The 23202-nt window shown below is 72.7% G+C and carries 18 protein-coding genes; 3 read left to right on the forward strand and 15 right to left on the reverse strand.

The genetic code is table 11. The features are described from left to right. Positions 1 to 135 precede the first annotated feature (135 nt). The 4 genes from infB to rimP form a co-directional block, all read right to left on the reverse strand. Complete coding sequence (infB, locus tag ACZ6MA_RS15745) at positions 136 to 3213, reverse strand: translation initiation factor IF-2 (protein ID WP_469434184.1); 3078 nt, start codon at positions 3211 to 3213, stop codon at positions 136 to 138. A gap of 146 nt (positions 3214 to 3359) precedes the next feature. Further along, complete coding sequence (locus tag ACZ6MA_RS15750) at positions 3360 to 3656, reverse strand: YlxR family protein (RefSeq protein WP_469434185.1); 297 nt, start codon at positions 3654 to 3656, stop codon at positions 3360 to 3362. 157 nt (positions 3657 to 3813) lie between these two features. Then, on the reverse strand, positions 3814 to 4863 hold the full coding sequence (nusA, locus tag ACZ6MA_RS15755; protein ID WP_469434187.1) for a transcription termination factor NusA: 1050 nt from the start codon (positions 4861 to 4863) through the stop codon (positions 3814 to 3816). Between the two features lie 2 nt (positions 4864 to 4865). Continuing rightward, positions 4866 to 5399, reverse strand: a complete 534-nt coding sequence (gene rimP / locus ACZ6MA_RS15760; protein WP_469434189.1) for a ribosome maturation factor RimP — start codon at positions 5397 to 5399, stop codon at positions 4866 to 4868. A gap of 170 nt (positions 5400 to 5569) precedes the next feature. Between rimP and ACZ6MA_RS15765 the strand changes: the two genes are divergently transcribed. The 3 genes from ACZ6MA_RS15765 to ACZ6MA_RS15775 are packed head-to-tail and all read left to right on the forward strand — an operon-like array spanning position 5570 to position 7553. Further along, on the forward strand, positions 5570 to 6079 hold the full coding sequence (locus ACZ6MA_RS15765; RefSeq protein WP_469434191.1) for a hypothetical protein: 510 nt from the start codon (positions 5570 to 5572) through the stop codon (positions 6077 to 6079). Continuing rightward, positions 6076 to 6570 (forward strand): ferritin-like domain-containing protein, encoded by a 495-nt coding sequence (locus ACZ6MA_RS15770; protein WP_469434192.1) that lies wholly within the window; start codon positions 6076 to 6078, stop codon positions 6568 to 6570. The genes ACZ6MA_RS15765 and ACZ6MA_RS15770 overlap by 4 nt, the downstream gene beginning before the upstream one ends. Positions 6571 to 6599: 29 nt before the next feature. Then, positions 6600 to 7553 carry an aminoglycoside phosphotransferase family protein gene (locus ACZ6MA_RS15775; protein WP_469434194.1) on the forward strand — a complete coding sequence of 318 codons (954 nt, stop codon included), beginning with the start codon at positions 6600 to 6602 and terminating at the stop codon, positions 7551 to 7553. Between the two features lie 890 nt (positions 7554 to 8443). Here the strand turns inward: ACZ6MA_RS15775 and ACZ6MA_RS15780 are convergent. The 11 genes from ACZ6MA_RS15780 to ACZ6MA_RS15830 all read right to left on the reverse strand — a co-directional run bounded on the left by ACZ6MA_RS15780 (position 8444) and on the right by ACZ6MA_RS15830 (position 23046). Then, a complete protein-coding gene (locus ACZ6MA_RS15780; RefSeq protein WP_469434195.1) occupies positions 8444 to 10147 on the reverse strand; it encodes a proline--tRNA ligase in 1704 nt (567 codons plus the stop codon). Positions 10148 to 10250: 103 nt separating this feature from the next. Next, the gene (locus tag ACZ6MA_RS15785; RefSeq protein ID WP_469434196.1) at positions 10251 to 10784 is read right to left on the reverse strand and encodes a GNAT family N-acetyltransferase; all 534 of its coding nucleotides are present in this window, start codon (positions 10782 to 10784) and stop codon (positions 10251 to 10253) included. 49 nt (positions 10785 to 10833) lie between these two features. Next, positions 10834 to 11679 carry a GNAT family N-acetyltransferase gene (locus tag ACZ6MA_RS15790; RefSeq protein ID WP_469434198.1) on the reverse strand — a complete coding sequence of 282 codons (846 nt, stop codon included), beginning with the start codon at positions 11677 to 11679 and terminating at the stop codon, positions 10834 to 10836. Positions 11680 to 11852: 173 nt separating this feature from the next. Next, entirely contained in the window at positions 11853 to 13007 is a 1155-nt protein-coding gene (gene ispG / locus ACZ6MA_RS15795) for a flavodoxin-dependent (E)-4-hydroxy-3-methylbut-2-enyl-diphosphate synthase (RefSeq protein WP_469434199.1), read from the reverse strand. A gap of 396 nt (positions 13008 to 13403) precedes the next feature. Then, positions 13404 to 14705 (reverse strand): M50 family metallopeptidase, encoded by a 1302-nt coding sequence (locus ACZ6MA_RS15800; RefSeq protein WP_469434201.1) that lies wholly within the window; start codon positions 14703 to 14705, stop codon positions 13404 to 13406. After that, entirely contained in the window at positions 14702 to 15979 is a 1278-nt protein-coding gene (gene dxr / locus ACZ6MA_RS15805; RefSeq protein ID WP_469434203.1) for a 1-deoxy-D-xylulose-5-phosphate reductoisomerase, read from the reverse strand. Before dxr ends, ACZ6MA_RS15800 begins: the two co-directional genes overlap by 4 nt. Positions 15980 to 16166: 187 nt before the next feature. Then, positions 16167 to 18101, reverse strand: a complete 1935-nt coding sequence (locus ACZ6MA_RS15810) for an acyl-CoA dehydrogenase family protein (protein ID WP_469434204.1) — start codon at positions 18099 to 18101, stop codon at positions 16167 to 16169. A 190-nt stretch (positions 18102 to 18291) separates the two neighbouring features. Next, positions 18292 to 18999, reverse strand: coding sequence for a response regulator (locus ACZ6MA_RS15815; protein WP_469434205.1), 708 nt, complete (start codon positions 18997 to 18999; stop codon positions 18292 to 18294). Then, complete coding sequence (locus ACZ6MA_RS15820; RefSeq protein WP_469434207.1) at positions 18996 to 20249, reverse strand: sensor histidine kinase; 1254 nt, start codon at positions 20247 to 20249, stop codon at positions 18996 to 18998. The genes ACZ6MA_RS15815 and ACZ6MA_RS15820 overlap by 4 nt, the downstream gene beginning before the upstream one ends. A 175-nt stretch (positions 20250 to 20424) precedes the next feature. Further along, a complete protein-coding gene (locus tag ACZ6MA_RS15825; protein ID WP_469434209.1) occupies positions 20425 to 21405 on the reverse strand; it encodes an NADP-dependent oxidoreductase in 981 nt (326 codons plus the stop codon). A gap of 195 nt (positions 21406 to 21600) precedes the next feature. Continuing rightward, positions 21601 to 23046, reverse strand: coding sequence for an aldehyde dehydrogenase family protein (locus ACZ6MA_RS15830; RefSeq protein ID WP_469434210.1), 1446 nt, complete (start codon positions 23044 to 23046; stop codon positions 21601 to 21603). Positions 23047 to 23202 lie beyond the last annotated feature (156 nt).

Raw genomic sequence — 23202 nt, forward strand, 5'->3', positions numbered from 1 at the left:
CCGGGAGGCGTGTGGGGTACCCCCGGCGGTGGCCGGGAGGCAGCTGTTTGTACGAGCTCTTAGAACCGTACATGCAACGGCCGGGGCCGATCGACGGAAATATTCCGCCGACCGGCCCCGGTCGCTCTACGCAGATCAGCCGCGCGGCTTCTCGCGCATCTCGTACGTCGCAATGACGTCGTCGATCTTGATGTCGTTGAAGTTTCCGAGGTTGATACCGCCCTCGTAGCCTTCGCGGATCTCGGTGACGTCGTCCTTGAAGCGGCGCAGACCCTGGATCGTGAGGTCCTCGGCGATGACCTTGCCATCGCGGATGAGGCGAGCCTTGGTGTTGCGCTTGACCTCGCCGGAGCGGATGAGAACACCCGCGATGTTGCCCAGCTTGGACGAGCGGTAGATCTCGCGGATCTCCGCCGTACCCAGCTCGACCTCTTCGTACTCCGGCTTCAGCATGCCCTTGAGGGCCGCCTCGATCTCCTCGATCGCCTGGTAGATGACCGAGTAGTAGCGGACGTCGACGCCCTCGCGCTCGGCCATCTGCGTGGCACGGCCCTCGGCGCGGACGTTGAAGCCGATGACGATGGCGTCGGAGCCGGTCGCCAGGTTGATGTCCGACTCGGTGACCGCACCCACACCGCGGTGCAGCACGCGGATCTCGACCTCTTCGCCGACGTCGAGCTGGAGCAGCGAGGACTCGAGAGCCTCCACCGAACCGGACGCGTCGCCCTTGATGATGATGTTGAGATCCTGGACCAGACCGGCCTTGAGCACCTTGTCGAGGTCCTCGAGGGACACCCGGCGGGTGCGCTTGGCGAAGGCGGCGTTGCGCTCACGCGCAGCGCGCTTCTCGGCGATCTGGCGGGCCGTGCGGTCCTCGTCGACGACGAGGAAGTTGTCGCCGGCGCCCGGGACGTTGGTCAGACCGAGGACGAGGACCGGGGTCGAGGGACCCGCCTCTTCCACGTTCTGGCCCTTGTCGTCGAGCATCGCGCGGACACGGCCGTAGGCGTCACCGGCGACCATCGTGTCACCGACGCGGAGGGTACCGCGCTGGACGAGCACGGTGGCGACGGCGCCGCGGCCACGGTCGAGGTGGGCCTCGATCGCAATACCCTGCGCGTCCTGCTCCGCGTTGGCGCGCAGGTCGAGCGAGGCGTCCGCGGTGAGGACGACGGCCTCCAGCAGGGAGTCGATGTTCAGACCCTGCTTGGCGGAGATGTCGACGAACATGGTGTCGCCGCCGTACTCCTCGGCCACCAGACCGAACTCGGTGAGCTGACCGCGCACCTTGGTCGGGTCGGCACCCTCGACGTCGATCTTGTTGACCGCGACCACGATCGGCACGTCGGCCGCCTTGGCGTGGTTCAGCGCCTCGATCGTCTGCGGCATGACACCGTCGTTGGCCGCCACCACGAGGATCGCGATGTCGGTCGACTTGGCACCACGGGCACGCATGGCGGTGAACGCCTCGTGACCCGGGGTGTCGATGAAGGTGATGGCGCGCTCTTCGCCGTTGACCTCGGTGGCGACCTGGTACGCACCGATGTGCTGCGTGATACCGCCGGCCTCACCCGCGACGACGTTCGTCTTGCGGATGGCGTCCAGCAGTCGGGTCTTACCGTGGTCGACGTGACCCATGACGGTCACGACCGGCGGACGGGAGACGAGCATCTCCTCGCCGCCCTCGTTCTCACCGAACTCGATGGAGAACGACTCGAGCAGCTCGCGGTCCTCCTCCTCGGGGCTGACGATCTGAACCTGGTAGTTCATCTCGTCGCCGAGGAGCGTCAGCGTCTCGTCGGACACCGACTGGGTGGCCGTGACCATCTCGCCGAGGTTCATCATCACGGCGACGAGCGACGCCGGGTTGGCGCCGATCTTCTCCGCGAAGTCGGTGAGGGAGGCACCACGGGACAGGCGAATGGTCTCGCCGCCACCGCGGGGCAGCATCACGCCGCCGACGGACGGGGCCTGCATGGCCTCGTACTCCTGGCGCCTCTGCCGCTTCGACTTGCGACCACGACGCGCCGGACCGCCGGGACGGCCGAACGCACCCTGCGTGCCACCACGGGCACCGGGACCGCCGGGACGACCGCCGAAGCCGGGACGACCGCCGAAGCCGCCGCCACCACCGGGAGCGCCACCGCCACCGGGACGACCGGCGAAACCGCCGCCGCCACCGGGACGACCGCCGCCACCGGGACCGGCCGGACGGCCGGCGAAGCCGCCGCCGCCGGGACGACCGGCACCGCCGGGACGACCCGCGCCGCCGCCGGGACCGCGACCGCCGCCACCGGGACCCGGACGGGGACCGGCAGCCGGACGCTGCGGCATCATGCCCGGGTTCGGGCGGTTGCCCGCCGGAGCGCCACCGGGACGCGGAGCGCCACCGGGACCGCCCTGCGGACGAGGCATGCCACCGGGGCTCGGACGGGCGCCGCCCTGACCCTGGGGACGGGGAGCACCGCCGGGACCGCCCTGCGGACGGGGACCGCCGGGGCCGGGCCGGTCGCCGCCGGGACGCGGGGCGCCACCGGGACGGGGGGCCTGCGGGCGGGCCATGCCGGTGGAGCCACCGGAGGTGAAGGGGTTGTTGCCCGGACGGGGACCGGCCGGACGGGCGCCACCGGGACGCGGGGCACCCTGGCCCTGCGGACGGGGGGCACGCTCGGGGCGGCCGCCTTCGCGCTGACCGCCGTCACGACCGGCGGGCGCCGGACGGGCCGGACGCGGGCCGGGGGTGGCGCCGGGGCGCGGGCCGGCGGGGGCCTGCTGGCTCGGCTGGGCCGGGGCCGGCGCGGAGAACTCCGCGGCGGGCACCGGGGTGACCGGCGCGGGCTTGGCCGGAGCCGCCGGGGCGGGCTTCGGACCCGGGCGCGGGCCGGGGGTCGGCGCGCCACCCGCGGGCTTGGGCGTCGCGGGAGTCTCCGCGGCCGGCTTGGGGGCCGGGGCTGCGGGACGGGCCGGGGCACCCGGAGTGGGGGCACCCGGCTTGGCGGGCGCTGCCTTGCGCGGCGCCGCGGGCTTGGCAGCGGACTTGCCGGCGTTGCCGCCGGGCCCCTGCAAAGCGTCAGTCAACTTGCGGACTACAGGCGCCTCGATCGTCGAGGACGCCGAACGGACGAATTCACCAAGTTCTTGGAGCTTGGCCATGACGACCTTGCTCTCAACACCGAACTCCTTGGCGAGTTCGTATACCCGGACCTTAGCCACATCGCTCCTTCTAGGTCCGGGTTGTCCACCGGACCGTCGCTACTTCATGGGCGTACTCATCGCGTACTCATCGAGTGCTCATCGCAATCTCGACCTACTTCCAACTCGCGAGGTACCTGACCGCACGGTTTCCCGTGCCGTTCTTCTTACGGTGTTGCCTGGCGGTGCCGCTCGGCCTGATCGACATAGTGCCGAAGCGCCGAAGCATCGAACGGTCCCTGGCTTTTGAAGGCCCGGGAGAACGCCCGGCGGCGGACCGCCAGATCGAGGCAGACCAGTGTGGGATGCACGGAGGCACCCCGGCCGGGCAGCGTACCGCGAGGATCGGGGACACACTCGCCCTCGATCACCACGATCCGCAGCAGATCGCCCTTGGCCGCTCGCTCCCGGCACCCCACACAGGTGCGCTCAGGGCATGCGCGGGCATGCGTCCGGCCAGACACTGATTAAGTCTACCTCCCCGCGCCGACCTCACCCCTGTGGGGCGATGATCGGGCACATATGGATTTCGGCCACCCTTGGGGGCCGCTTCCGGATTCGGCTCCGGATGTCACTCGGTCCGGGCGGCGGGCCGCTGCCGACCCGCCGTCTTCCCGCTGGTCAGCCGCGGTAGCGGTCGGCCCGCTCGGACCGGTAGGGCTGCTCGGACCGCTCACCGCGGTCCGACTGGCCCTCCTGCTCGGTGTCCGGGCGGATGTCGATCCGCCAGCCGGTCAGCCGCGCCGCGAGGCGGGCGTTCTGGCCTTCCTTGCCGATGGCCAGGGAGAGCTGGTAATCCGGCACGGTCACCCGGGCGGAGCGCGCGCCGAGGTCCACGACCTCGACCTTGCTCACCCGCGCGGGGGACAGCGCGTGCGCCACCAGCTCCGCCGGGTCGTCCGACCAGTCGACGATGTCGATCTTCTCGCCGTGCAGCTCGGCCATGACCGCGCGGACCCGGCCGCCCATCGGGCCGATGCAGGCGCCCTTGGCGTTCAGGCCGGACCGGGTGGACCGGACGGCGATCTTGGTGCGGTGACCGGCCTCACGGGCGATGGCGGCGATCTCCACCGAACCGTCCGCGATCTCCGGGACCTCCATGGCGAAAAGCTTCTTCACCAGGTTGGGGTGGGTACGCGACAGCGTCACGGACGGGCCGCGGACACCCTTCGCCACCCGGACGACGTACGTCCGAAGACGCGTGCCGTGCTTGTACTCCTCACCCGGCACCTGCTCCTGGACCGGCAGGATGGCTTCCAGCTTGCCGATGTCGACCAGGACGTTCTTGGGGTCCTTGCCCTGCTGGACGACGCCCGCGACGACGTCGCCCTCACGGCCCGCGAACTCACCGAAAGTGATCTCGTCCTCCGCGTCGCGCAGACGCTGGAGGATGACCTGCTTGGCGGTGGTCGCGGCGATCCGGCCGAAGCCGGAAGGCGTGTCGTCGAACTCGCGGGGCTCCTCGCCCTCGGCGAGGTCCTGCGGGTCCTCCTTCGCCCACACCGTGACGTGGCCGGACGCGCGGTCCAGCTCGACGCGGGCGCGGCGGCGGCTTCCCTCGGTACGGTGGTACGCGATGAGGAGGGCCGACTCGATCGCCTCGACCAGCAGGTCGAAAGAGATCTCCTTCTCTCGCACCAGACCCCGCAGGGCACTCATGTCGATGTCCACGGCTACGCCTCCTCTTGACTCTCGTCGGTCTCGTCCTCGGCCATGTCGGCTTCTTGCGGGGACTTCCGGTTGAACTCGATCTCCACGCGGGCCTTCGTGATCTCCGCGAAGGCCAGCCTTCGGGTGGTGGGCTTGCGGCCCTTCACACCCGGTACCTCCAGGTCCAGCCCCTCGTCGTCGACGGCGACGATGCGCGCGACCAGCTCGCCGCCCTCGGTCAGCTGCGCCTTGATCAGGCGGCCGGTGGCCCGTACGTAGTGGCGGTGCTCGGTCAGGGGGCGGTCGGCGCCGGGCGAGGTGACCTCCAGCACATAGGGGGTCCCACCCATGACGTCCGTCTCGTCGAGCTTCTCGGAGATGGCACGGCTGACTTCCGCACACGCGTCCAGCTGCACACCCTCATCGGAATCGACCACGATGCGGAGCACACGGCGCTTGCCGGCCGGCGTCACCTCGACCTCTTCCAGATCCAGCTCTCGCGCGCTGACGAGAGGGGCGAGCAATTCGCGCAGCCTCTCGCTCTGGGTGGTGCTCATCCGGGTGACTCCTCGGCCGCGTGTGCTGTTGTGGGAATGTCGCGTGTCTGGTCAAAGCCTATCTGTTCCGGCAGCCGACTGACGATTCGGTGCCCGCTCCCCGGTCGGGTGACCGCGCGCCGGTACGCTCACATGCGGTGATCATGACCCGACCATGCGGAAAGAGGATCGTGTCGCGCACGACGACGACGCGGGGTGCCGGCGACCCGCGCAGACGCAGGGTACTGGCAGGCGGCGCGGCGGCCGTACTGGCGGGTGGCGGCGCCCTGCTGACCGGCTGTTCCGGCGGTCCCGGATCCCGCGACGGCGGCCCGGCGGCCGAGGAGCGGCTGCGCGTACGCGCCGGCCGGGACTCGGCGGCGCTGCTGGCCCGGTACGACGCGACGATCGGCGCGCACGCCCCGCTCGGTGACCGGCTGCGGCCGCTGCGGGACGAGGTCGCCCGGCACGCGGCGGCGCTCGGAACCCGCCCGTCCTCCGCCTCTCCTTCCGCGCAGGCCGCCCCCGCGGTCTCCAAGGACGCGAAGGCGGCGCTGGCCGCCCTCGCGGACGCCGAGCGGCGCACCGCCGACGCCCACACCGCGGCCCTGGCCGCCGCGCCGCCCGGACTCGCCCGCGTCCTCGCCTCGGTCGCGGCCTCCGGCGCGGCCCACGCCTACCTCCTCGGCGGTGTCGTGTGAGCGCCTCCCCCGGCTCCCAGGAGCACGGTGCGGCGCTGGAAGCGGCACAGGCGGCACTCGCTGCCGAGCACGCCGCCGTGTACGGGTACGGGGTCGTCGGGGCGCGCGTCGGGGAGGCGCGGCGGGCGGAGGCCCGGGAGGCGCATGACGCGCACCGGGCCCGGCGGGACGCGATGTGGCGCTCCGTCCGGTCACTGGGCGGCACGCCCGAGGCGGCGTCCGCCGCGTACGCGCTGCCGTTTCCCGTGGCGGACGAGGACGCGGCCGTGCGGCTCGCGGCGGAGCTGGAGAGCCGGATCGCCGCCGTCTACGCCGATCTCGTACGGGCCGCCACCGGTGCCCGGCGCCGCGAGGCCGCGGCGGCGCTGCGTGAGGCGGCGGTGCGGGCGGTGCGCTGGCGGGGCGGCAGCGTAGCCTTCCCTGGGCTCGTCGAGCGGGCTCCCCGAACCGGGCCCGGCAGTTCGCCGGACGGCGCGTCGAAGCGCCGCTGACCAGCACGGACGAAAAGGACAGCGCAGGCATGGCCAACGCGAACGACCGCCTCGAACCGCCGGAACGGCTGGTGCGCGCCCTGGGCCGTGCGGACCGGGAAGGCGAAGGGGGCGGCGCGGCGGCGCGGCGATGGCTCGCGGGCCTGCCCGAGAGCGCGCGGGAGTACCTGGCGCGCTGGGAGTTGACGCCCGAACGGGTCCAGACGCCGGGCGGCCGGAGCAGCATGGTCGTTCTCGTCCGGCAGTCCGACGGCACGCCCGCGGCGCTCAAGCTCGGCCTGCCGGACGGCGCGATCGCGGTGGAGCACGCGGCGCTCACCCACTGGAACGGCCGGGGCGCGGTGCGCCCGCTGCGCGCCGACCCGGACGCGGGTGCGCTGCTGCTGGAGCGGCTGCACGGAGACGTGAGCCTGCGCTCCCTGGCGGACGCGAAGGCGCTGCTGGAGGCCGCGGCGACGTTGCAACGCCTGTGGGTGCCGCCGGCCGAGGGGCACCCGTTCACGGGCGTCGCGGAGCACACCGCCGCACGGGCGGCCACCCTGCGCGAACTCTGTGCCGAGCCGTGGGCGGCGGATGTCCGCACGATGATCGACGAGGCGCTGGACCTGCGCGAGGGCCTGACGGCCGACGCCGCTGCCGGTGACGCGTCGCCGTCCCTGCTGCACGGCGACTACCACCAGGGCAACGTCCTGGCGGGCGACCGGTCGCCCTGGCTGGCGATCGGCCCGCGCCCCCTGGTGGGCGAGCGCGCGTACGACGTGGCCTGGCTGGTCCGCGACCGGCTCGACACCCTGCTGGCCGCCCCCGGCGCGCCCGCCGCGGCACGGCGCCGGGTGGCGAAACTGGCGGACTCCCTGGACGTCGACCGCGAGCGCCTGCGCGGCTGGACGGTCTTCCGGGCGGTGGAAGCGGGCATCCGCGAACTCTCCGAAGGCACCCGCCCGGCGGGCGAACTCCTCCTGGAATTCGCGGGCCTGCTGTGACGCTGGGCGCTCGCCTGACGGGGTGACCGGATTGCCCCGGGCCGCCCCGGGGCTGCGGCTGCCGCCACCCCGCCCGGCTTCGACCGAGCCCGAGCCGGGCCTCCCGGCCGAGTGTCCGGCCGACGGCGGTCACCCACCGCGCAAAGCCGCCCCGGACGGGCGGAGCCCGCCGCCGGGCGGAGCCCGGCCACAACGGGTTAGGGGGCCCAGAACCCCAACAGGCCCCGGCCGTCGGCGGAAGGCCGGCCGGCTTCGGCCGGGCGGGGGTCGGGCCTCGCGGCCGAGGGCTCGGCCGGCGGGCAGACCCCGCCCCGGCCGAGCACAAAACGAAGCCACCCATACCGGTGCCGCTGTCAGGAGGCCACCGCCTCCGGGCGGAGCCCGGCGTACAACGGGTCGGGAGACCCGAGACCCCAACAGGCCCCGACCGACGGCCGGAGGCCGGCCGGCTTCGGCCGGGCCCGAGCCGGGCCTCCCGGCCGAGTGTCCGGCCGACGGCCGTCACCCGTCGGCGAAAGCCGACCCAGACGGGCGGCTCCCGCCTCCGGGCGGAGCCCGGCGCACAACGGGTGAGGGGACCCAAGACCCCAACAAGCCCCGGCCGTCGGCCGAAAGCCGGCCGGCTTCGGCCGGGCCCGAGCCGGGCCTCCCGGCCGAGTGCTCGGCCGACGGGCCGTCACCCACCGGCGAAAGCCGACCCCGACGGGCAAACCCCGGCTCGGCCGAGCACAAGCGAAGCCGCCCGTGCCGGGGTCCAGCCGCCACGGGTCGGGGGCCCGAGTCCCCGACGGGCCCCGGCCGAAGGCCGGCCGTCGGCGGCGTCACCGCCGAGCGGAAGCCGACCCCGACGGGCGGATACCGGTCTTGGCCGAGCGCCGAGCGAACCCGTGTCAGACCTTCGCCAGTGCGGTCAGGCGGGTCAGGGCCTCGTCCACCGGCAGTTCCTCGCGGGTGCCGGTGCGGCGGTCCTTGAGTTCGACCACGCCGGTGGCGGCACCGCGGCCGACGACCAGGATCGTGGGCACGCCGATCAGCTCCGCGTCGGTGAACTTCACGCCCGGCGACACGCCCGCGCGGTCGTCGACCAGGACCCGGACGCCCGCGACGCCCAGCTTCTCGGCGAGTTCCAGGGCGAGTTCCGTCTGCGCGGCCTTGCCCGCCGCGACGATGTGCACGTCCGCCGGGGCGACCTCGCGCGGCCAGCACAGACCGGACTCGTCGTGCGTCTGCTCGGCGAGCGCCGCGACGGCCCGGGAGACGCCGATGCCGTACGAGCCCATGGTGACCCGGACCGGCTTGCCCTGCCGGCCCAGCACGTCGAGGCCGAAGGCGTCGGCGTACTTGCGGCCGAGCTGGAAGATGTGGCCGATCTCGATCGCCCGGCCGATCTCCAGGCCCGCGCCACAGCGGGGGCAGGGGTCGCCGGGCTCGACCACGACGACGTCGAGGTACTGGTCGACCTCGAAGTCACGGCCGCACACCACGTTGCGGGCGTGCGTGTCCGCCTTGTTGGCACCGGTGACCCAGGCCGTACCGGGCGCCACGCGGGGGTCGGCGAGGTAACGCACCCCGAGGCCCTGCGGGCCGACGTAGCCGCGTACGAGATCGGGCCGGCCCACGAAGTCCTCGGCCGTCACCAACTCCACGACGGCGGGCGCCAGGTGCTCGCCGAGCTTGCCGAGGTCCACCTCGCGGTCGCCCGGTACGCCGACGGCCGTGATCTCGCCGTCGACCTTGACGAGGAGGTTCTTCAAGGTCGCCGAGGCGGGCACGCCCAGGTGCGCGGCGAGGGTCTCGATGGTGGGGGTGTCGGGGGTGTCCAGCTCCTCGACGGGGCCGTGGGCCGAGGCGTCGGCGGGCGCCACGACCGCGGTGACCGCCTCGGTGTTGGCGGCGTAGTCACAGGCCGGACAGTCGACGAAGGTGTCCTCGCCGGCCCCGGCGGGGGCCAGGAACTCCTCGGAAGCCGAACCGCCCATCGCCCCCGAGACGGCGGAGACGACGCGGTAGTCCAGGCCGAGCCGCTCGAAGATCCGCGTGTAGGCCTCGCGGTGCAGCCGGTAGGACTCGGCGAGGCCCTCGTCGGTGGTGTCGAAGGAGTACGAGTCCTTCATCTGGAACTCGCGGCCGCGCAGCACGCCCGAGCGGGGACGCGCCTCGTCGCGGTACTTCGTCTGGATCTGGTAGAGGATCACCGGCAGGTCCTTGTAGGACGTGCACTGGTCCTTGACCGTGAGCGTGAAGATCTCCTCGTGCGTGGGCCCGAGCAGATAGTCGGCGCCCTTGCGGTCCTTGAGCCGGAAGAGGAGATCGCCGTACTCCTCCCAGCGGCCGCTCGCCTCGTAGGGCTCCTTGGGCAGCAGCGCGGGCAGCAGGACCTCCTGGCCGCCGATCGCGTCCATCTCCTCCCGCACCACGCGCGAGACGTTGTCCAGCACCTTCTTGCCGAGCGGCAGCCAGGTCCAGACGCCCGCGGACGTACGGCGGACGTACCCGGCGCGGACCAGCAGCTTGTGGCTGGCGGTCTCGGCGTCGGCCGGGTCGTCGCGCAGTGTCTTGATCATCGTCGTGGACATGCGCTGGACGTGGGCCATCGTGGTCTCCTGCTGCGTAGTGGGAATGCGAGGAGATTAGCGGCAGGGGACAACGGTCACGAAACGACTTACGTCCCCCCGGCGGGGGCCGCGGCCCGCCCCGTCAGTCCCGCAGGGGCAGCGGCGCGCCCATCACGGCGTACGGCCTGGGCGCGCTGGGGAAGTGCACCGGCCGGGCCAGATCCTGGTATCCGAGCTTGCGGTAGAGGGCCCGCGCCGGACTTTCCGTGTCGATGGCGGAGAGGATGCTGCGCGGCTCTTGCGCGCTCGCGGTGATCATGGTGATCAGCGACCGGCCGATCCGCCGGTTCTGGTAGGCGGGATGGACGTGCAGCTCGGTGATCACGAAGGCGTTGTCCAGCCAGCCGTCGGAGCCGGTGGCGCGCAGATACGGCTCGACGACCGTGGACCACCAGTGCGCGCGGTCGTTCGGCATGCCGTAGACGAAGCCGACCAGCCGGCCGCTTTCGGTGGTCGCCCCCAGGGCGCGGGCGCCGCGGCAGCCGAGGTGGCGGAGCACGATGTGCCGCCGTACGCCGATCTCGTCGTCGGTGAGCCCGAAGGCGAGGGCCTGCACGGCGAGCGCGTCGTCGACCCGCGCGGCGAGGTCGAGCGGTCCGACCACGATGTCATCCATGCCCGGAGGCTACCCGGGCGGCGGCCGCTTGTGCGGGGCCCGCGACAACTCAGAACAGCACGCTCGTGAACGCGCCGACTTCCTCGAAGCCCACCCGTCGGTACGCCGCGCGCGCGGCCGTGTTGTAGTCGTTGACGTAGAGGCTGACGACGGGTGAGACCTCGCGCAGGGCGTATCCGAGGACGGCGGCCATGCCGGTCTCCGACAGGCCCCGGCCCCGGTGCTCGGGGGCGACCCAGACGCCCTGGATCTGGCAGGCGAGGGCCGTCGCCGCGCCGATCTCGGCCTTGAAGACGACACGGCCGTCCTCGATGCGGGCGAAGGAACGCCCGGCCCCGACGAGCTCGGCGACACGGGCCTGATAGAGCAGCCCGCCGTCCCCGGCCAGCGGGGAGACGCCGACCTCCTCGGTGAACATCGCCACGCACGCGGGCATGACCACGTCCAGCTCGTCCCTGCGGATGCGGCGCACAAGCGGATCGGGGGCGATGTCCGCGGGCATGGCGCGGGTGACCATCAGGGGCTGGTGGGCGCGGACCTCACGGGCCGGGCCCCAGTGGGGTTCGAGGAGGGCCCACAGCTCGGTGGTCGCCTCGGCGGGGCCGACGATGGAGGAGCAGCGGCGGCCGGAGCGGCGGGCGCGGTCGGCGAAGGCCCGTACGGCCTCGGGTCCGGCGCAGATGGGGACGAGATTGGCACCGGCGTAGCAGAGGGCTTCGAGGCGGCCGGCCGCGTACCAGCCCCACATCTCGCCGCCGAGCCGCCAGGGGTCGAGACCCGCGGCCTGTACCCGGGCGGCGACGAAGGCGTTGGCGACGGGGTCGCGGTCGAGGACGGCGAGGGCCTCGTCGAGGTCGCCGGGCCCCAGGACCTTGGTGGTGGTCGTCGTCAACACGTGTGGGATTGCCTCACCGTCGCGGGCCGGAGGCCATGGGAACAGGTCTTGGCACTGTACCTCTCCGTCCCCTTCGTACACCTCCCCTGACCTCGGGGGTGGCCGCCGTGCCCCGCCGCGCGGGCGGGGCGGGGTCGTGGTCAGGGGCGGGTGACGCGTGGGGGGGGGAGGTGTCAGCCGACGCTGATCTGGGGCTCGCCGGAGGCGATGCCGTCCTTCTCCATCTGGGCGGCGAGCTTGAGCGCTTCCTCGATGAGGGTCTCCACGATCTTCGATTCCGGGACGGTCTTGATGACCTCGCCCTTCACGAAGATCTGTCCCTTGCCGTTGCCCGAGGCGACTCCGAGGTCGGCCTCACGGGCCTCACCGGGACCGTTGACCACACAGCCCATGACCGCCACCCGCAGCGGGACCTCCATGCCCTCCAGACCCGCGGTGACCTCCTCCGCGAGCTTGTAAACGTCCACCTGGGCCCGGCCGCAGGACGGGCAGGAGACGATCTCCAGCCGCCGCTGGCGCAGGTTGAGGGACTCCAGGATCTGGATCCCGACCTTGATCTCCTCCGCCGGCGGCGCCGACAGCGAGACCCGGATCGTGTCACCGATCCCCTCGGAGAGCAGCGCGCCGAAGGCGACCGCGGACTTGATCGTGCCCTGGAACGCCGGGCCCGCCTCGGTCACGCCGAGGTGCAGGGGGTAGTCGCACTGGGCGGCGAGCTGCCGGTAGGCGTTGACCATCACGACGGGGTCGTTGTGCTTGACCGAGATCTTGATGTCGCGGAAGCCGTGCTCCTCGAACAGCGACGCCTCCCACAGCGCCGACTCCACCAGGGCCTCGGGGGTCGCCTTGCCGTACTTGCGCAGCAGCCGCGCGTCCAGCGATCCCGCGTTCACCCCGATCCGGATCGGGGTACCCGCGGCGGAGGCCGCCTTGGCGATCTCCTTGACCTTGTCGTCGAACTGCTTGATGTTGCCCGGGTTCACCCGCACCGCCGCGCATCCGGCGTCGATCGCCGCGAAGACGTACTTCGGCTGGAAGTGGATGTCCGCGATCACCGGGATCTGCGATTTGCGCGCGATGACCGCCAGCGCGTCGGCGTCGTCCTGCGTCGGGCAGGCCACCCGCACGATCTGGCAGCCGGACGCCGTCAGCTCCGCGATCTGCTGCAGCGTCGCACCGATGTCCGACGTCCGCGTCGTCGTCATCGACTGGACCGACACCGGCGCGTCACCGCCGACGGCCACCGACCCGACCTGGATCTTGCGGCTGACCCGGCGGTCGGCGAGCTTGGTCGGGACGGACGGCATTCCGAGCGAAATCGCAGTCATGTGGCGAGCAACCCCAAGGTATGAATCAAGGTCCCGAGATCGGCGGGCTCCGGGATTCGAGATTACGGCACCGGATCGCCTCACGGCACATCCCACCGCGAAGACCACGCAAAGCCGGACGGCCGGACACAAAGCGCGTCCGGCCGTCACACTTGGGCAGGTGCCCGACTTTTTCGCCGGGGCCCCTGGGCCGTGTCCGGCGGATCATGTGGGCGGACACGGCCCGTGACGTCCGCACCACCGCTGCGCGGCGGTGTCCTCAATCGCCGGACGGGCTTGTATGAAGCCCGCTGGGGCCCCCAGCGGTAGCCGGGGGAGCTTGAGGACGCGCCCGCAGGGCGCTCGCCGCCGCAGCCGGCAAAGACGGCCGGTAGGCGAAAATCCGCCGGACACGGCCTAGGTCAAGCGCACGGGGTTCACGACGTCCGCGATCAGGACGAGCAGGGTGAAGCAGATGAAGATCCCGGCCACCACATAGGCCACCGGCATCAGCTTCGCCACGTCGAACGGGCCCGGGTCGGGGCGCCGGAAGACCTTGGCGAAGGCCCGGCGGACGGACTCCCACAGCGCGCCGGCGATGTGTCCGCCGTCCAGCGGCAGCAGCGGCAGCATGTTGAACAGGAACAGCGAGAGGTTGAAGCCCGCGACCAGGAAGAGCATGGTCGCGACCTGCTGCGACGGCGGGATGTCGAGGTTGAAGACCTCGCCGCCGACCCGGGCCGCGCCGACGACGCCCATCGGGGAGTCGGGCTTGCGCTCACCGTCGTCGAAGGCCGCGTTCCACAGGTCGGGGATCTTGCCCGGCAGAGCGATCAGCGATTCGACTCCGGACTGGATCATGTCGCCCATACGGTCGACGGACTGGCCGAAGGTCTGCGGGACGACACCGGTGGCGGGGGTGAAGCCGAGGAAGCCGGCCGTCACCGTCTCGCCCTTGACGGGCGTTCCCTTGCCGTCGTACTTCTGCACCTCGTTGGAGATGAGGTCCGCGGTCAGCGTCTTGCGCTGCCCGTCCCGCTCGACGGTGACCGTGGCCGGGCCGGTGGTCTTGCGGATGTCCTTCTGGAGGGTGGCCCAGTCCCCCACGCGGTGGCCGTTGAAGGCCACGATCTTGTCGCGGGGCCGCAGACCGGCCGCCTTGGCCGGGGAGTCCTTGGCGCCGGTGGGGCACTTGTCGGTCTTGGCCTTGGCCGAGACGACACAGTCCGAGACGGTGGAGACGGTCGTGGTCTGGGTGTTGATGCCGAACGACATCATCACGCCGAGGAAGATCACCACGGCGAGGACCAGGTTCATGAACGGTCCCGCGAACATCACGATCACGCGCTTCCACGGCTTGCGTGTGTAGAAGAGCCGGGATTCGTCGCCGGGCTGCAGTTCCTCGAAGGCGGCCGAGCGGGCGTCCTCGATCATGCCGCGCCACGGGGAGGTGGAGCGGGCGGTGATCTTCCCGTCCGCGCCGGGCGGGAACATGCCGATCATGCGGATGTATCCGCCGAGCGGCACGGCCTTGAGGCCGTACTCGGTGTCGCCCTTCTTCCGCGAGAAGATCGTCGGGCCGAAGCCGACCATGTACTGCGGCACCCGGATGCCGAACATCTTCGCGGTCGAGAGGTGCCCCAGCTCGTGCCAGGCGATGGAGAAGAGCAGGCCCACCACGAAGACGACTATCCCCAGGACGGTCATCAGTGTCGTCATACGCGGGCCTCCGAGGTCGCTTGAGCCGTACGGGCCGCCGATGCCGTCCGACCTGCCAGTTCACGGGCCCGGGCGCGTGCCCAGGTCTCCGCTTGCAGGACGTCCGGGACCGTGAGGTGGGTTCCCGCGGCAGGTGTGCCGTGTTCGGCGACCACCTCGGCGACGGTGTCCACGATGCCATTGAACGGCAGCCGGCCGGCGAGGAACGCGTCGACGCACTCCTCGTTCGCCGCGTTGAAGACCGCGGGCGCGGTGCCGCCGAGGCCGCCCACGTGCCGGGCGAGGGCGACCGAGGGGAACGCCTCCTCGTCGAGCGGGAAGAACTCCCAGCTGGACGCCTTGGACCAGTCGAAGGCCGGGGCCGCGTCCGGGACCCGCTCGGGCCAGCCGAGGCCGATGGCGATCGGGCCGCGCATGTCCGGCGGGGTGGCCTGGGCGAGGGTCGAGCCGTCGGTGAACTCCACCATCGAGTGGACGTAGGACTGCGGATGGACGACGACCTCGATGCGGTCGAAGGGGATGTCGTAGAGCAGATGCGCCTCGATGACCTCCAGCCCCTTGTTGACCAGGGTCGCGGAGTTGATCGTGATGACCGGGCCCATGGACCAGGTGGGGTGCGCGAGGGCGTCCTGGGGGGTGACGGAGGCCAGCTCCGCCTTCGTCCGGCCGCGGAAGGGCCCGCCCGAGGCGGTGACGACGAGCTTGCGGACCTCGGCACGGGTGCCGCCCAGCAGCGCCTGGAAGAGCGCGGCGTGCTCGGAGTCCACCGGGATGATCTGCCCCGGCGCGGCGATCTCCTTGACCAGCGGGCCGCCGACGATCAGCGACTCCTTGTTGGCCAGGGCCAGCGTCCGGCCGGCCTTGAGGGCGGCGAGGGTGGGCGCCAGACCGATCGAGCCGGTGATGCCGTTGAGGACGGTGTGGCACTCGCCGCGGGCGAGTTCCGTGGCCGCGTCGGGACCGGCCAGGATGTCGGGCAGCGGCTCGCGGCCGTACTGCGCGGCGAGCGCCTCGCGCAGGGCCGGCACCTTGTCGGCCTGGGCGACGGCGACCCGTTGCACCCGCAGCCGCCGGGCCTGCTCCGCGAGCAGCGCCACCCGGCCGCCGGCGGCCGACAGGGCCGTCACCACGAACCGGTCGGGGTTGCGCAGCACGAGGTCGATGGCCTGCGTACCGATCGAGCCGGTCGAGCCGAGGATCACGATCTCGCGCGGGCCACCGGAGGCGGGGGGCGCGGCGTAGCGCAGATGCGGGTCAGCGAGGGAGTCCGTCATGGGCTCCATTGTTGCCTCTTCCGTCCGGAAGGCGGACCGGGAGCCCCCTGCCGGTGCCGGTCCGCCCGCGGCGGTGGCGCCCTTCGGGCGCGTCCTCAAGCGCCGGACGGGCCTGATTCAGGCCCGTCCGGCGCTTGAGGACAGAGCACAGCAGCCCGCGGCGCTTGGGGACACCGCCGGGCACGGCCTAATGGAGGGGCCGGTGTACGTTCTCCGCCTTGGAGGGGCCGGGGGTGGCGTCGGCGATCCAGGGGCCTTCGCCGCTGGGGTCCACGATGCCGTGTTCCAGCCATGCGTAGCCACCGGACATCACACCGGCGACGACCTTGCGGTCGATGTCGTCGGTGTTGGTCCACAGCCGGCCGAACAGCTCCTCGACGCGGATGCGGGCCTGGCGGCAGAAGGCGTCGGCGAGCTGGTAGGCCTCGGTGCCGTGGTCGCCCTCGGCGCGCAGGGCCTCGGCGCGGACGCAGGCGGCGCTGATGGCGAAGAGTTCCGCGCCGATGTCGACGATCCGGCCGAGGAAGCCCTGCTTGGTCTCCAGCCGGCCCTGCCAGCGCGACATGGCGTAGAAGGTGGAGCGGGCGAGCTTGCGCGAGGACCGCTCGGCGAAGCGCAGATGGCCGGAGAGGTCCCGGTGGCCGGGCGGGTGGAATTCGGTGTAGGTGCGCGGCAGCTGTCCGGGGCCGGTGACGAGCTTGGGCAGCCAGCGGGCGTAGAAGCCGCCGGCGCGGGCGCCCGCCCGGGCCTTGTCGCCGAGGGTCTTCTCCGGGTCGATGAGGTCGCCGGCGACCGAGAGGTGGGCGTCGACGGCCTCCCGGGCGATCAGCAGGTGCATGATCTCGCTGGAGCCCTCGAAGATGCGGTTGATGCGCAGGTCGCGCAGGATCTGCTCGGTGGGGACGGCCCGCTCGCCGCGGGCGGCGAGGGAGGCGGCGGTCTCGAAGCCGCGGCCGCCGCGGATCTGCACCAGCTCGTCCGCCATGAGCCAGCCCATCTCGGAGCCGTAGAGCTTGGCGAGGGCCGCTTCGATGCGGATGTCGTTGCGGTCCTCGTCGGCCATCTGGGAGGAGAGGTCGACGACCGCTTCGAGGGCGAAGGTGGTGGCGGCGATGAAGGCGATCTTCGAACCGACGGCCTCGTGCCGGGCGATGGGCCTGCCCCACTGTTCCCGGACGGTGGACCATTCGCGGGCGATCTTCAGGCACCACTTGCCGGCGCCGACGCACATGGCGGGCAGCGAGAGACGGCCGGTGTTGAGGGTGGTGAGGGCGATCTTCAGACCGGCGCCCTCGGGGCCGATGCGCTGGGCGGCGGGGACGCGGACCTGGTGGAAGCGGGTGACGCCGTTCTCCAGGCCGCGCAGGCCCATGAAGGCGTTGCGGTTCTCGACGGTGATGCCCTCGGAGGCGGCCTCGACGACGAAGGCGGTGATACCGCCCTTGTGGCCCTCGCTCTTGGGCACCCGGGCCATGACGACGAGCAGGTCGGCGACGACGCCGTTGGTGGTCCACAGCTTCACGCCGTCGAGGACGTAGTCGTCGCCGTCCGGCACGGCGAGGGTGGCCAGCCGGGCCGGGTCGGAGCCGACGTCCGGCTCGGTGAGCAGGAACGCCGAGATGTCGGTGCGCGCGCAGCGCGGCAGGAAGGTGTCCCGCTGCTCCTGGGTGCCGAAGAGCTTGAGCGGCTGGGGGACGCCGATGGACTGGTGGGCGGAGAGCAGCGCGCCGATGGCCGGGCTGGCGGAGCCGACGAGGGCGAGGGCCTTGTTGTAGTAGACCTGGGTCAGACCGAGGCCGCCGTACTTGGTGTCGATCTTCATGCCGAGGGCGCCGAGTTCCTTCAGCCCCTCGATCGTCTCGTCCGGGATCCGGGCCTCGCGCTCGATCCGGGCGCTGTCGATCCGGGTCTCGCAGAAGTCGCGCAGCTTGGACAGGAACTCCTCGCCGCGCCGGACGTCCTCCGCCGCGGGAGAAGGGTGCGGGTGGATCAGGTCGAGCCGGAACCGGCCGAGGAAGAGTTCCTTGGCGAAGCTGGGCTTCTTCCAGTCCTGCTCGCGGGCCGCTTCGGCGACCTGGCGGGCTTCTCGCTCGGAGACCGGTCGTACGGATGGTGCGGACATCAGGCACCTCGCCGCTTGAAGTCGGGGCGGTTGTCCCGGTCGACTACCGACCGGTGCTACTCGTCCGTATGTACCTACCCGATCCCTCCGGGCTCTACCAGAGCGCGCGCAATGATCCGGCCCGCCGCGGGGGCCGGATCGGTGGGGCGGCCGGGCGTGTGCGCCCCGGCGCGGAGCGAGGGCGTGCGGGTCAGCGTCCCGCGCCGGGGGTGACGAGTCCGCTCTCGTAGGCGACCACCACGGCCTGGGCGCGGCTGCACAGGCCCAGCTTGGCCATGGCCCGGTTCAGATGGGTCTTGACGGTGGCCTCGCTGATGACCAGTTCGGTGGCGATCTGCGTATTGGACAGGCCGCGCGCGGTCAGCCGCAGCACCTCCAGTTCCCGGCCGGTGAGCGCCTCCAGCGCCCCCATCCGCGGCGGGACGGGGGCGGGCAGCCGGTGGGCGAAGGCCTCGACGAGGCGGCGGGTGACGGTCGGGGCGAAGAGCGTGTCACCGCCGGCGACGGCAGTGACGGCGGCCAGCAGCCGGTGCGGGCCGGCGTCCTTGAGCAGGAAGCCGGCGGCCCCGGCGCGCAGGGCCTCGTAGACGTACTCGTCGAGGTCGAAGGTGGTCAGGACGAGGACGCGCGGGGCGGGCACGCCGTCCCGCGCGGCGGCGGCCAGGATCCGCTCGGTGGCGGCGATGCCGCTGAGGCCGGGCATGCGGATGTCCATGAGGATCACGTCGGGCCGGTGCTCGGCGGCGGCCGCGACGGCTTCCTCCCCGTCACAGGACTCGGCGACGACCGTCATGCCGGGGGCGGCGCGCAGCAGGGCCGCGACACCCGCCCGGATGAGGACCTGGTCGTCCACGACGAGGACACGGACGTCCGCCGCCCCGTCAGCGCTTGCCGTCATTGCCCCGGCCCGTCCTTCTCCCGTGCGGCTCCGGCCGCTCCCTCGGACCGGGCGGCGGGCGGCAGGGGAAGCGTCAGCCGGACCTCGAACCCACCGTGCTCGCGCGGTCCGGCGGTCAGGCTTCCCCCGTAGATCCTGGCGCGCTCGCGCATGCCGATCAACCCGTGGCCGCCCGGCGATGCCGGGATGGCCGGAACCCGCCGTCCCCCGTCGTCGCTGACGCACACGGTCAACCGGTGCGGCCGGAATTCCACGCGGACGGTGGCCGTGGCGGGCCGGGCGTGCTTGATGACGTTGGTGAGCGCTTCCTGCACGACGCGGTAGGCGCACAGGTCGGGTCCCTGGGGCAGCCGTGCCCGCTCCCCCACGACCTCCAGCGTCACGGGCACCCCGGCGGCCCGTACCCGCTCGGCCGTCTCCTCCAGCCGGTCCAGGCCGGGGGCGGGCTGGTCGGGGCCGTCGCCGTCGCACCCCTCTTCCGGCCCTTCCGGGCCGACGCGGAGCACGTCGAGCAGGCGGCGCAGTTCCTCCAGGGCCTCGCCGCTGGAGGAGGAGATGGTGCCGAGGGCCTGCCGGGCGGTGTGCGGGTCGGTGGTGAAGACGTAGTGGGCGAGGCCCGCCTGCACGGAAATGACGGACATGTGGTGGGCGACCACGTCGTGCAGTTCCCGGGCGATGCGCACGCGTTCCTCGGCGACGGCGCGGCGGGCGTTGCCGTCGCGTTCGCGGCGGAGCTGCTCGGTGACGGCGGACAGCTGGGCGTTGCGCCGGGCCAGCCGGCGGGCGCTGTTGCCGAACCACCACAGCGCGGCCGGGGTCACGAGGCTCTGGGCGGCGACGGTCCACATGTTCCCGTGCGGGTTCGACAGCCCGGACACCACCCACAGCACGACGAGCCCGCCCGCGCACGGTCCGGTGGTGCGTGGCGGGCGGGCGGCGGCGACGGTGTAGAACGCGAGCATCGCGGCGGGCGCCTGGACGACGGGCCAGTAGCCGACGGCGACGTGGACGAGGTACAGCGCGCCAAGGGTGGTGAAGACGGTGACCGGCATCCGTCTGCGGCCCGCCGGCAGCATGTTGGTCACGACGGTCAGCGCGACGCCGGCCCCGTCCAGCGAACGCCAGCCCACGGGCGGCCGTTCGCTTCCCAGCAGCAGGGCGACCACGGTGAACCCGACGGCGAGCGGCACGTCCAGCGCGGCGCGCGGCGCTTGGACCATCCGCCGCGTCAGGGCTTGAGGCGTCAGCATCGCGGCAGCGTAGTGGCCGGCCGCCGGGCCGTCCTGGCCGCCCGCGGCGGCGGGCGCCCCGCGGGCGCGTCCTCAATCTCCCCCGGCTACCGCTGGGGGGGGACCCCCAGCGGGCTCGAATCGAGCCCGTCCGGCGCTTGCGGACACCACGACCCGGCGTCGGCCGCTCGGTCCGTCAGACGGGCACGGTGAGCACGATCTTGCCGGAGGTGCGGTCCGTCTCGCCGAGTTCGTGGGCCTTGGCGGCGTCCTCCAGGGGGAGGACGGCGGCGATCTCGCACCGGAGCCGTCCGGACTCGACCAGTTCGGTGATGCCGCGCAGGCCCGCCTGGTCCGGTTCCACCATCAGGCGGGTGGCGCGGACATCGCGGGCACCGGCCTCGGCGTACACCGACTCCTCCAGCGGGAGGAGCGAGACGAGGATGCCGCCGGGGCGCAGGGTGCGCAGCGAGCGGGCCGGGTAGTCGCCGCTGACGGACTCCAGGACGACGTCGATGTCACCGACGGTCTCGGCGAAGTCCTGCTCGTGGTAGTCGATCACCTCGTCGGCGCCCAGGCCGCGCAGGAAGGCGTGCTTGGCGGCGCTCGCCGTGCCGATGACGTACGCGCCGCGGGCCTTGGCGATCTGCACGGCGAGGTGGCCGACGCCGCCCGCCGCGGCGTGGATCAGGACGCGCTGTCCCTCCCGCACACCGGCGGTGTCGACGAGCGACTGCCAGGCGGTGAGCGCGGCCAGCGGCAGCGCGGCCGCCCGTACGTGCTCGATGCCGTGCGGCTTGGGCGCCAGGTGGCGGGCGGGGGCCGTCAGGTACTCGGCGTAGGCGCCGGCGGGGGCCGGGAAGCGGGGCATGCCGTAGACCTCGTCGCCGACGGTGTGGACGGTCACGCCGTCACCGACCTCCTCGACCACGCCGGACACGTCGAAGCCGAGGGTGAAGGGCGGCGTGTGGCCGGTGTAGAAGCGGCCGCGGGCCCGGGTCTTCCAGTCGACGGGGTTGACCCCGGCGGCGTGGACCCGCACCAGGACCTCCCCCGGCCCCGGCTCGGGGCGTTCGGTCTCGACCAGCTCCAGCACCTCGGGGCCGCCCGCCTTCTTCTGCTGGATGGCGCGCATGCGGCGAGGGGTGCCGGGGGTGGAGGTGGTGGCGTCGGACATGGGGTTTCTCCTCGCGGTGGTGCCGTTCGTTGCCTCCAGGCTGCCGGAGCGGAAGTCCCCCGGCGACTGGCCGTGCTGCCACTTCGCGCAAGGATCGGGCCATGGGCTTCCGGGGCCCGTCGGCGCGGGGAGAACGGCGGACGGCCGGGCCGCACCCGTGGTGCGTCCCGGCCGTCCGTCTGGCGGATCTGGTGCTTACAGGTCCAGGCCCGTCATGACCAGCACCCGTTCGTAGGTGTAGTCGTCCATCGCGTAGCGGACGCCCTCGCGGCCCACGCCGGACTGCTTGGCACCGCCGTACGGCATCTGGTCCGCGCGGTAGGACGGCACGTCGCCGACGACCACGCCGCCGACCTCCAGCGCGCGGTGCGCGCGGAAGGCGGTCTGCAGGTCGTGCGTGAACACGCCCGCCTGGAGGCCGTAGGGGGAGTCGTTGACGGCGGCGAAGGCGGCGGCCTCGTCGTCGGCCTTGGTGATCGTCAGGACCGGCCCGAAGACCTCCTCGCACGCGATCGTCACGTCGGCGGGGACGTCGGCGAGCACGGTCGGGGCGTAGGTGGCGCCCTCGCGCTTGCCGCCCGCGAGAAGCTTGGCGCCGGCCGCGACGGCCTCGTCGACCCAGGACTCGACGCGCTTGGCGGCGTCCTCGCTGACCAGCGGGCCGACCTCGGTCGCCGGGTCCGACGGGTCGCCGGTCACCTGGGCCTCGACGGCCGCGACGACCTTCGGCAGGAGCCGCTCGTACAGCGAGGCGTCGGCGATGACGCGCTGCACGGAGATGCAGGACTGGCCGCCCTGGTAGTTGGAGAAGGTGGCGATGCGCTGCGCAGCCCAGTCCAGGTCGGCCTCGGAGGACCAGTCGGCGAGGACGACGGCGGCGCCGTTGCCGCCCAGCTCCAGGGTGACGTGCTTGCGCGGCACGGAGTCGAGGATCGACCAGCCCACCGGGCCGGAGCCGGTGAAGGAGATGACCGGCAGCCGCTCGTCCTTGACGAGGGCGGGCATCCGGTCGTTGGGGACCGGCAGCACGCTCCACGAACCGGCCGGCAGGTCCGTCTCGGCCAGCAGCTCGCCGAGGATCAGCGAGGAGATCGGGGTCGCCGGGGCGGGCTTGAGGATGATCGGGGCGCCGACGGCGATGGCCGGGGCGACCTTGTGCGCGCTCAGGTTGAGCGGAAAGTTGAACGGCGCGATGCCCAGCACGGTGCCGCGCGGGACCCGGCGGGTCAGCGCGAGCCGGCCGACGCCGCCGGCGTCGGTGTCCAGCCGCTGGGCGTCACCGGCGTTGTAGCGACGGGCCTCCTCGGCCGCGAAGCGGAACACCGAGACGGCGCGGCCGACCTCGCCGCGGGCCCACTTGATGGGCTTGCCGTTCTCGGCGGAGATGAGCTGCGCGATCTCCTCGGTGCGCTCGGTCAGCCGCTTCGACACGTGGTCGAGGGCCGCGGCCCGGACGTGCGCGGGGGTCGCCGCGAACTCCTCGCGCACGGCGTGCGCGGCGGCGACGGCCTCCTCGACCTGCTCCTCGGTGGGGACGCTCACGGTGCCGACGAGACGGCCGTCCCAGGAGTTCGTGACGTCGAAGGTGTCCTCGCCGGTGGCCTCGCGGCCGGCCAGCCAGAACGCGTGGGGAGCAGTCACAATCCCGGCCCTTCCAGGTGGTGCTGATGATTGGCTCCCCCACCGTAGGTGCGCCACGGCCGGGGACCGATTGTCCGAGATGGCGCACACGGGGGCGCTGGCGCGCCGCAATGGCGGGGTGAGCCGGCTCCCAACGCCTTTGCGCTGGCCGCGCGG

It is taken from the genome of Streptomyces sp. NPDC042259 (genome assembly GCF_055582085.1).

Excerpts from the sequence above, each read along its gene's own strand:
- ACZ6MA_RS15780 (WP_469434195.1), bottom strand. The coding sequence starts at position 10,147 with ATGGCCCACGTCCAGCGCATGTCCACGACGATGATCAAGACACTGCGC.
- ACZ6MA_RS15820 (WP_469434207.1), bottom strand. The coding sequence starts at position 20,249 with ATGCTGACGCCTCAAGCCCTGACGCGGCGGATGGTCCAAGCGCCGCGC.
- ACZ6MA_RS15815 (WP_469434205.1), bottom strand. The coding sequence starts at position 18,999 with ATGACGGCAAGCGCTGACGGGGCGGCGGACGTCCGTGTCCTCGTCGTG.
- rimP (WP_469434189.1), bottom strand. The coding sequence starts at position 5,399 with ATGAGCACCACCCAGAGCGAGAGGCTGCGCGAATTGCTCGCCCCTCTC.
- ACZ6MA_RS15800 (WP_469434201.1), bottom strand. The coding sequence starts at position 14,705 with ATGACGACACTGATGACCGTCCTGGGGATAGTCGTCTTCGTGGTGGGC.
- ACZ6MA_RS15785 (WP_469434196.1), bottom strand. The coding sequence starts at position 10,784 with ATGGATGACATCGTGGTCGGACCGCTCGACCTCGCCGCGCGGGTCGAC.
- ACZ6MA_RS15825 (WP_469434209.1), bottom strand. The coding sequence starts at position 21,405 with ATGTCCGACGCCACCACCTCCACCCCCGGCACCCCTCGCCGCATGCGC.
- ispG (WP_469434199.1), bottom strand. The coding sequence starts at position 13,007 with ATGACTGCGATTTCGCTCGGAATGCCGTCCGTCCCGACCAAGCTCGCC.
- dxr (WP_469434203.1), bottom strand. The coding sequence starts at position 15,979 with ATGACGGACTCCCTCGCTGACCCGCATCTGCGCTACGCCGCGCCCCCC.
- ACZ6MA_RS15810 (WP_469434204.1), bottom strand. The coding sequence starts at position 18,101 with ATGTCCGCACCATCCGTACGACCGGTCTCCGAGCGAGAAGCCCGCCAG.
- ACZ6MA_RS15775 (WP_469434194.1), top strand. The coding sequence starts at position 6,600 with ATGGCCAACGCGAACGACCGCCTCGAACCGCCGGAACGGCTGGTGCGC.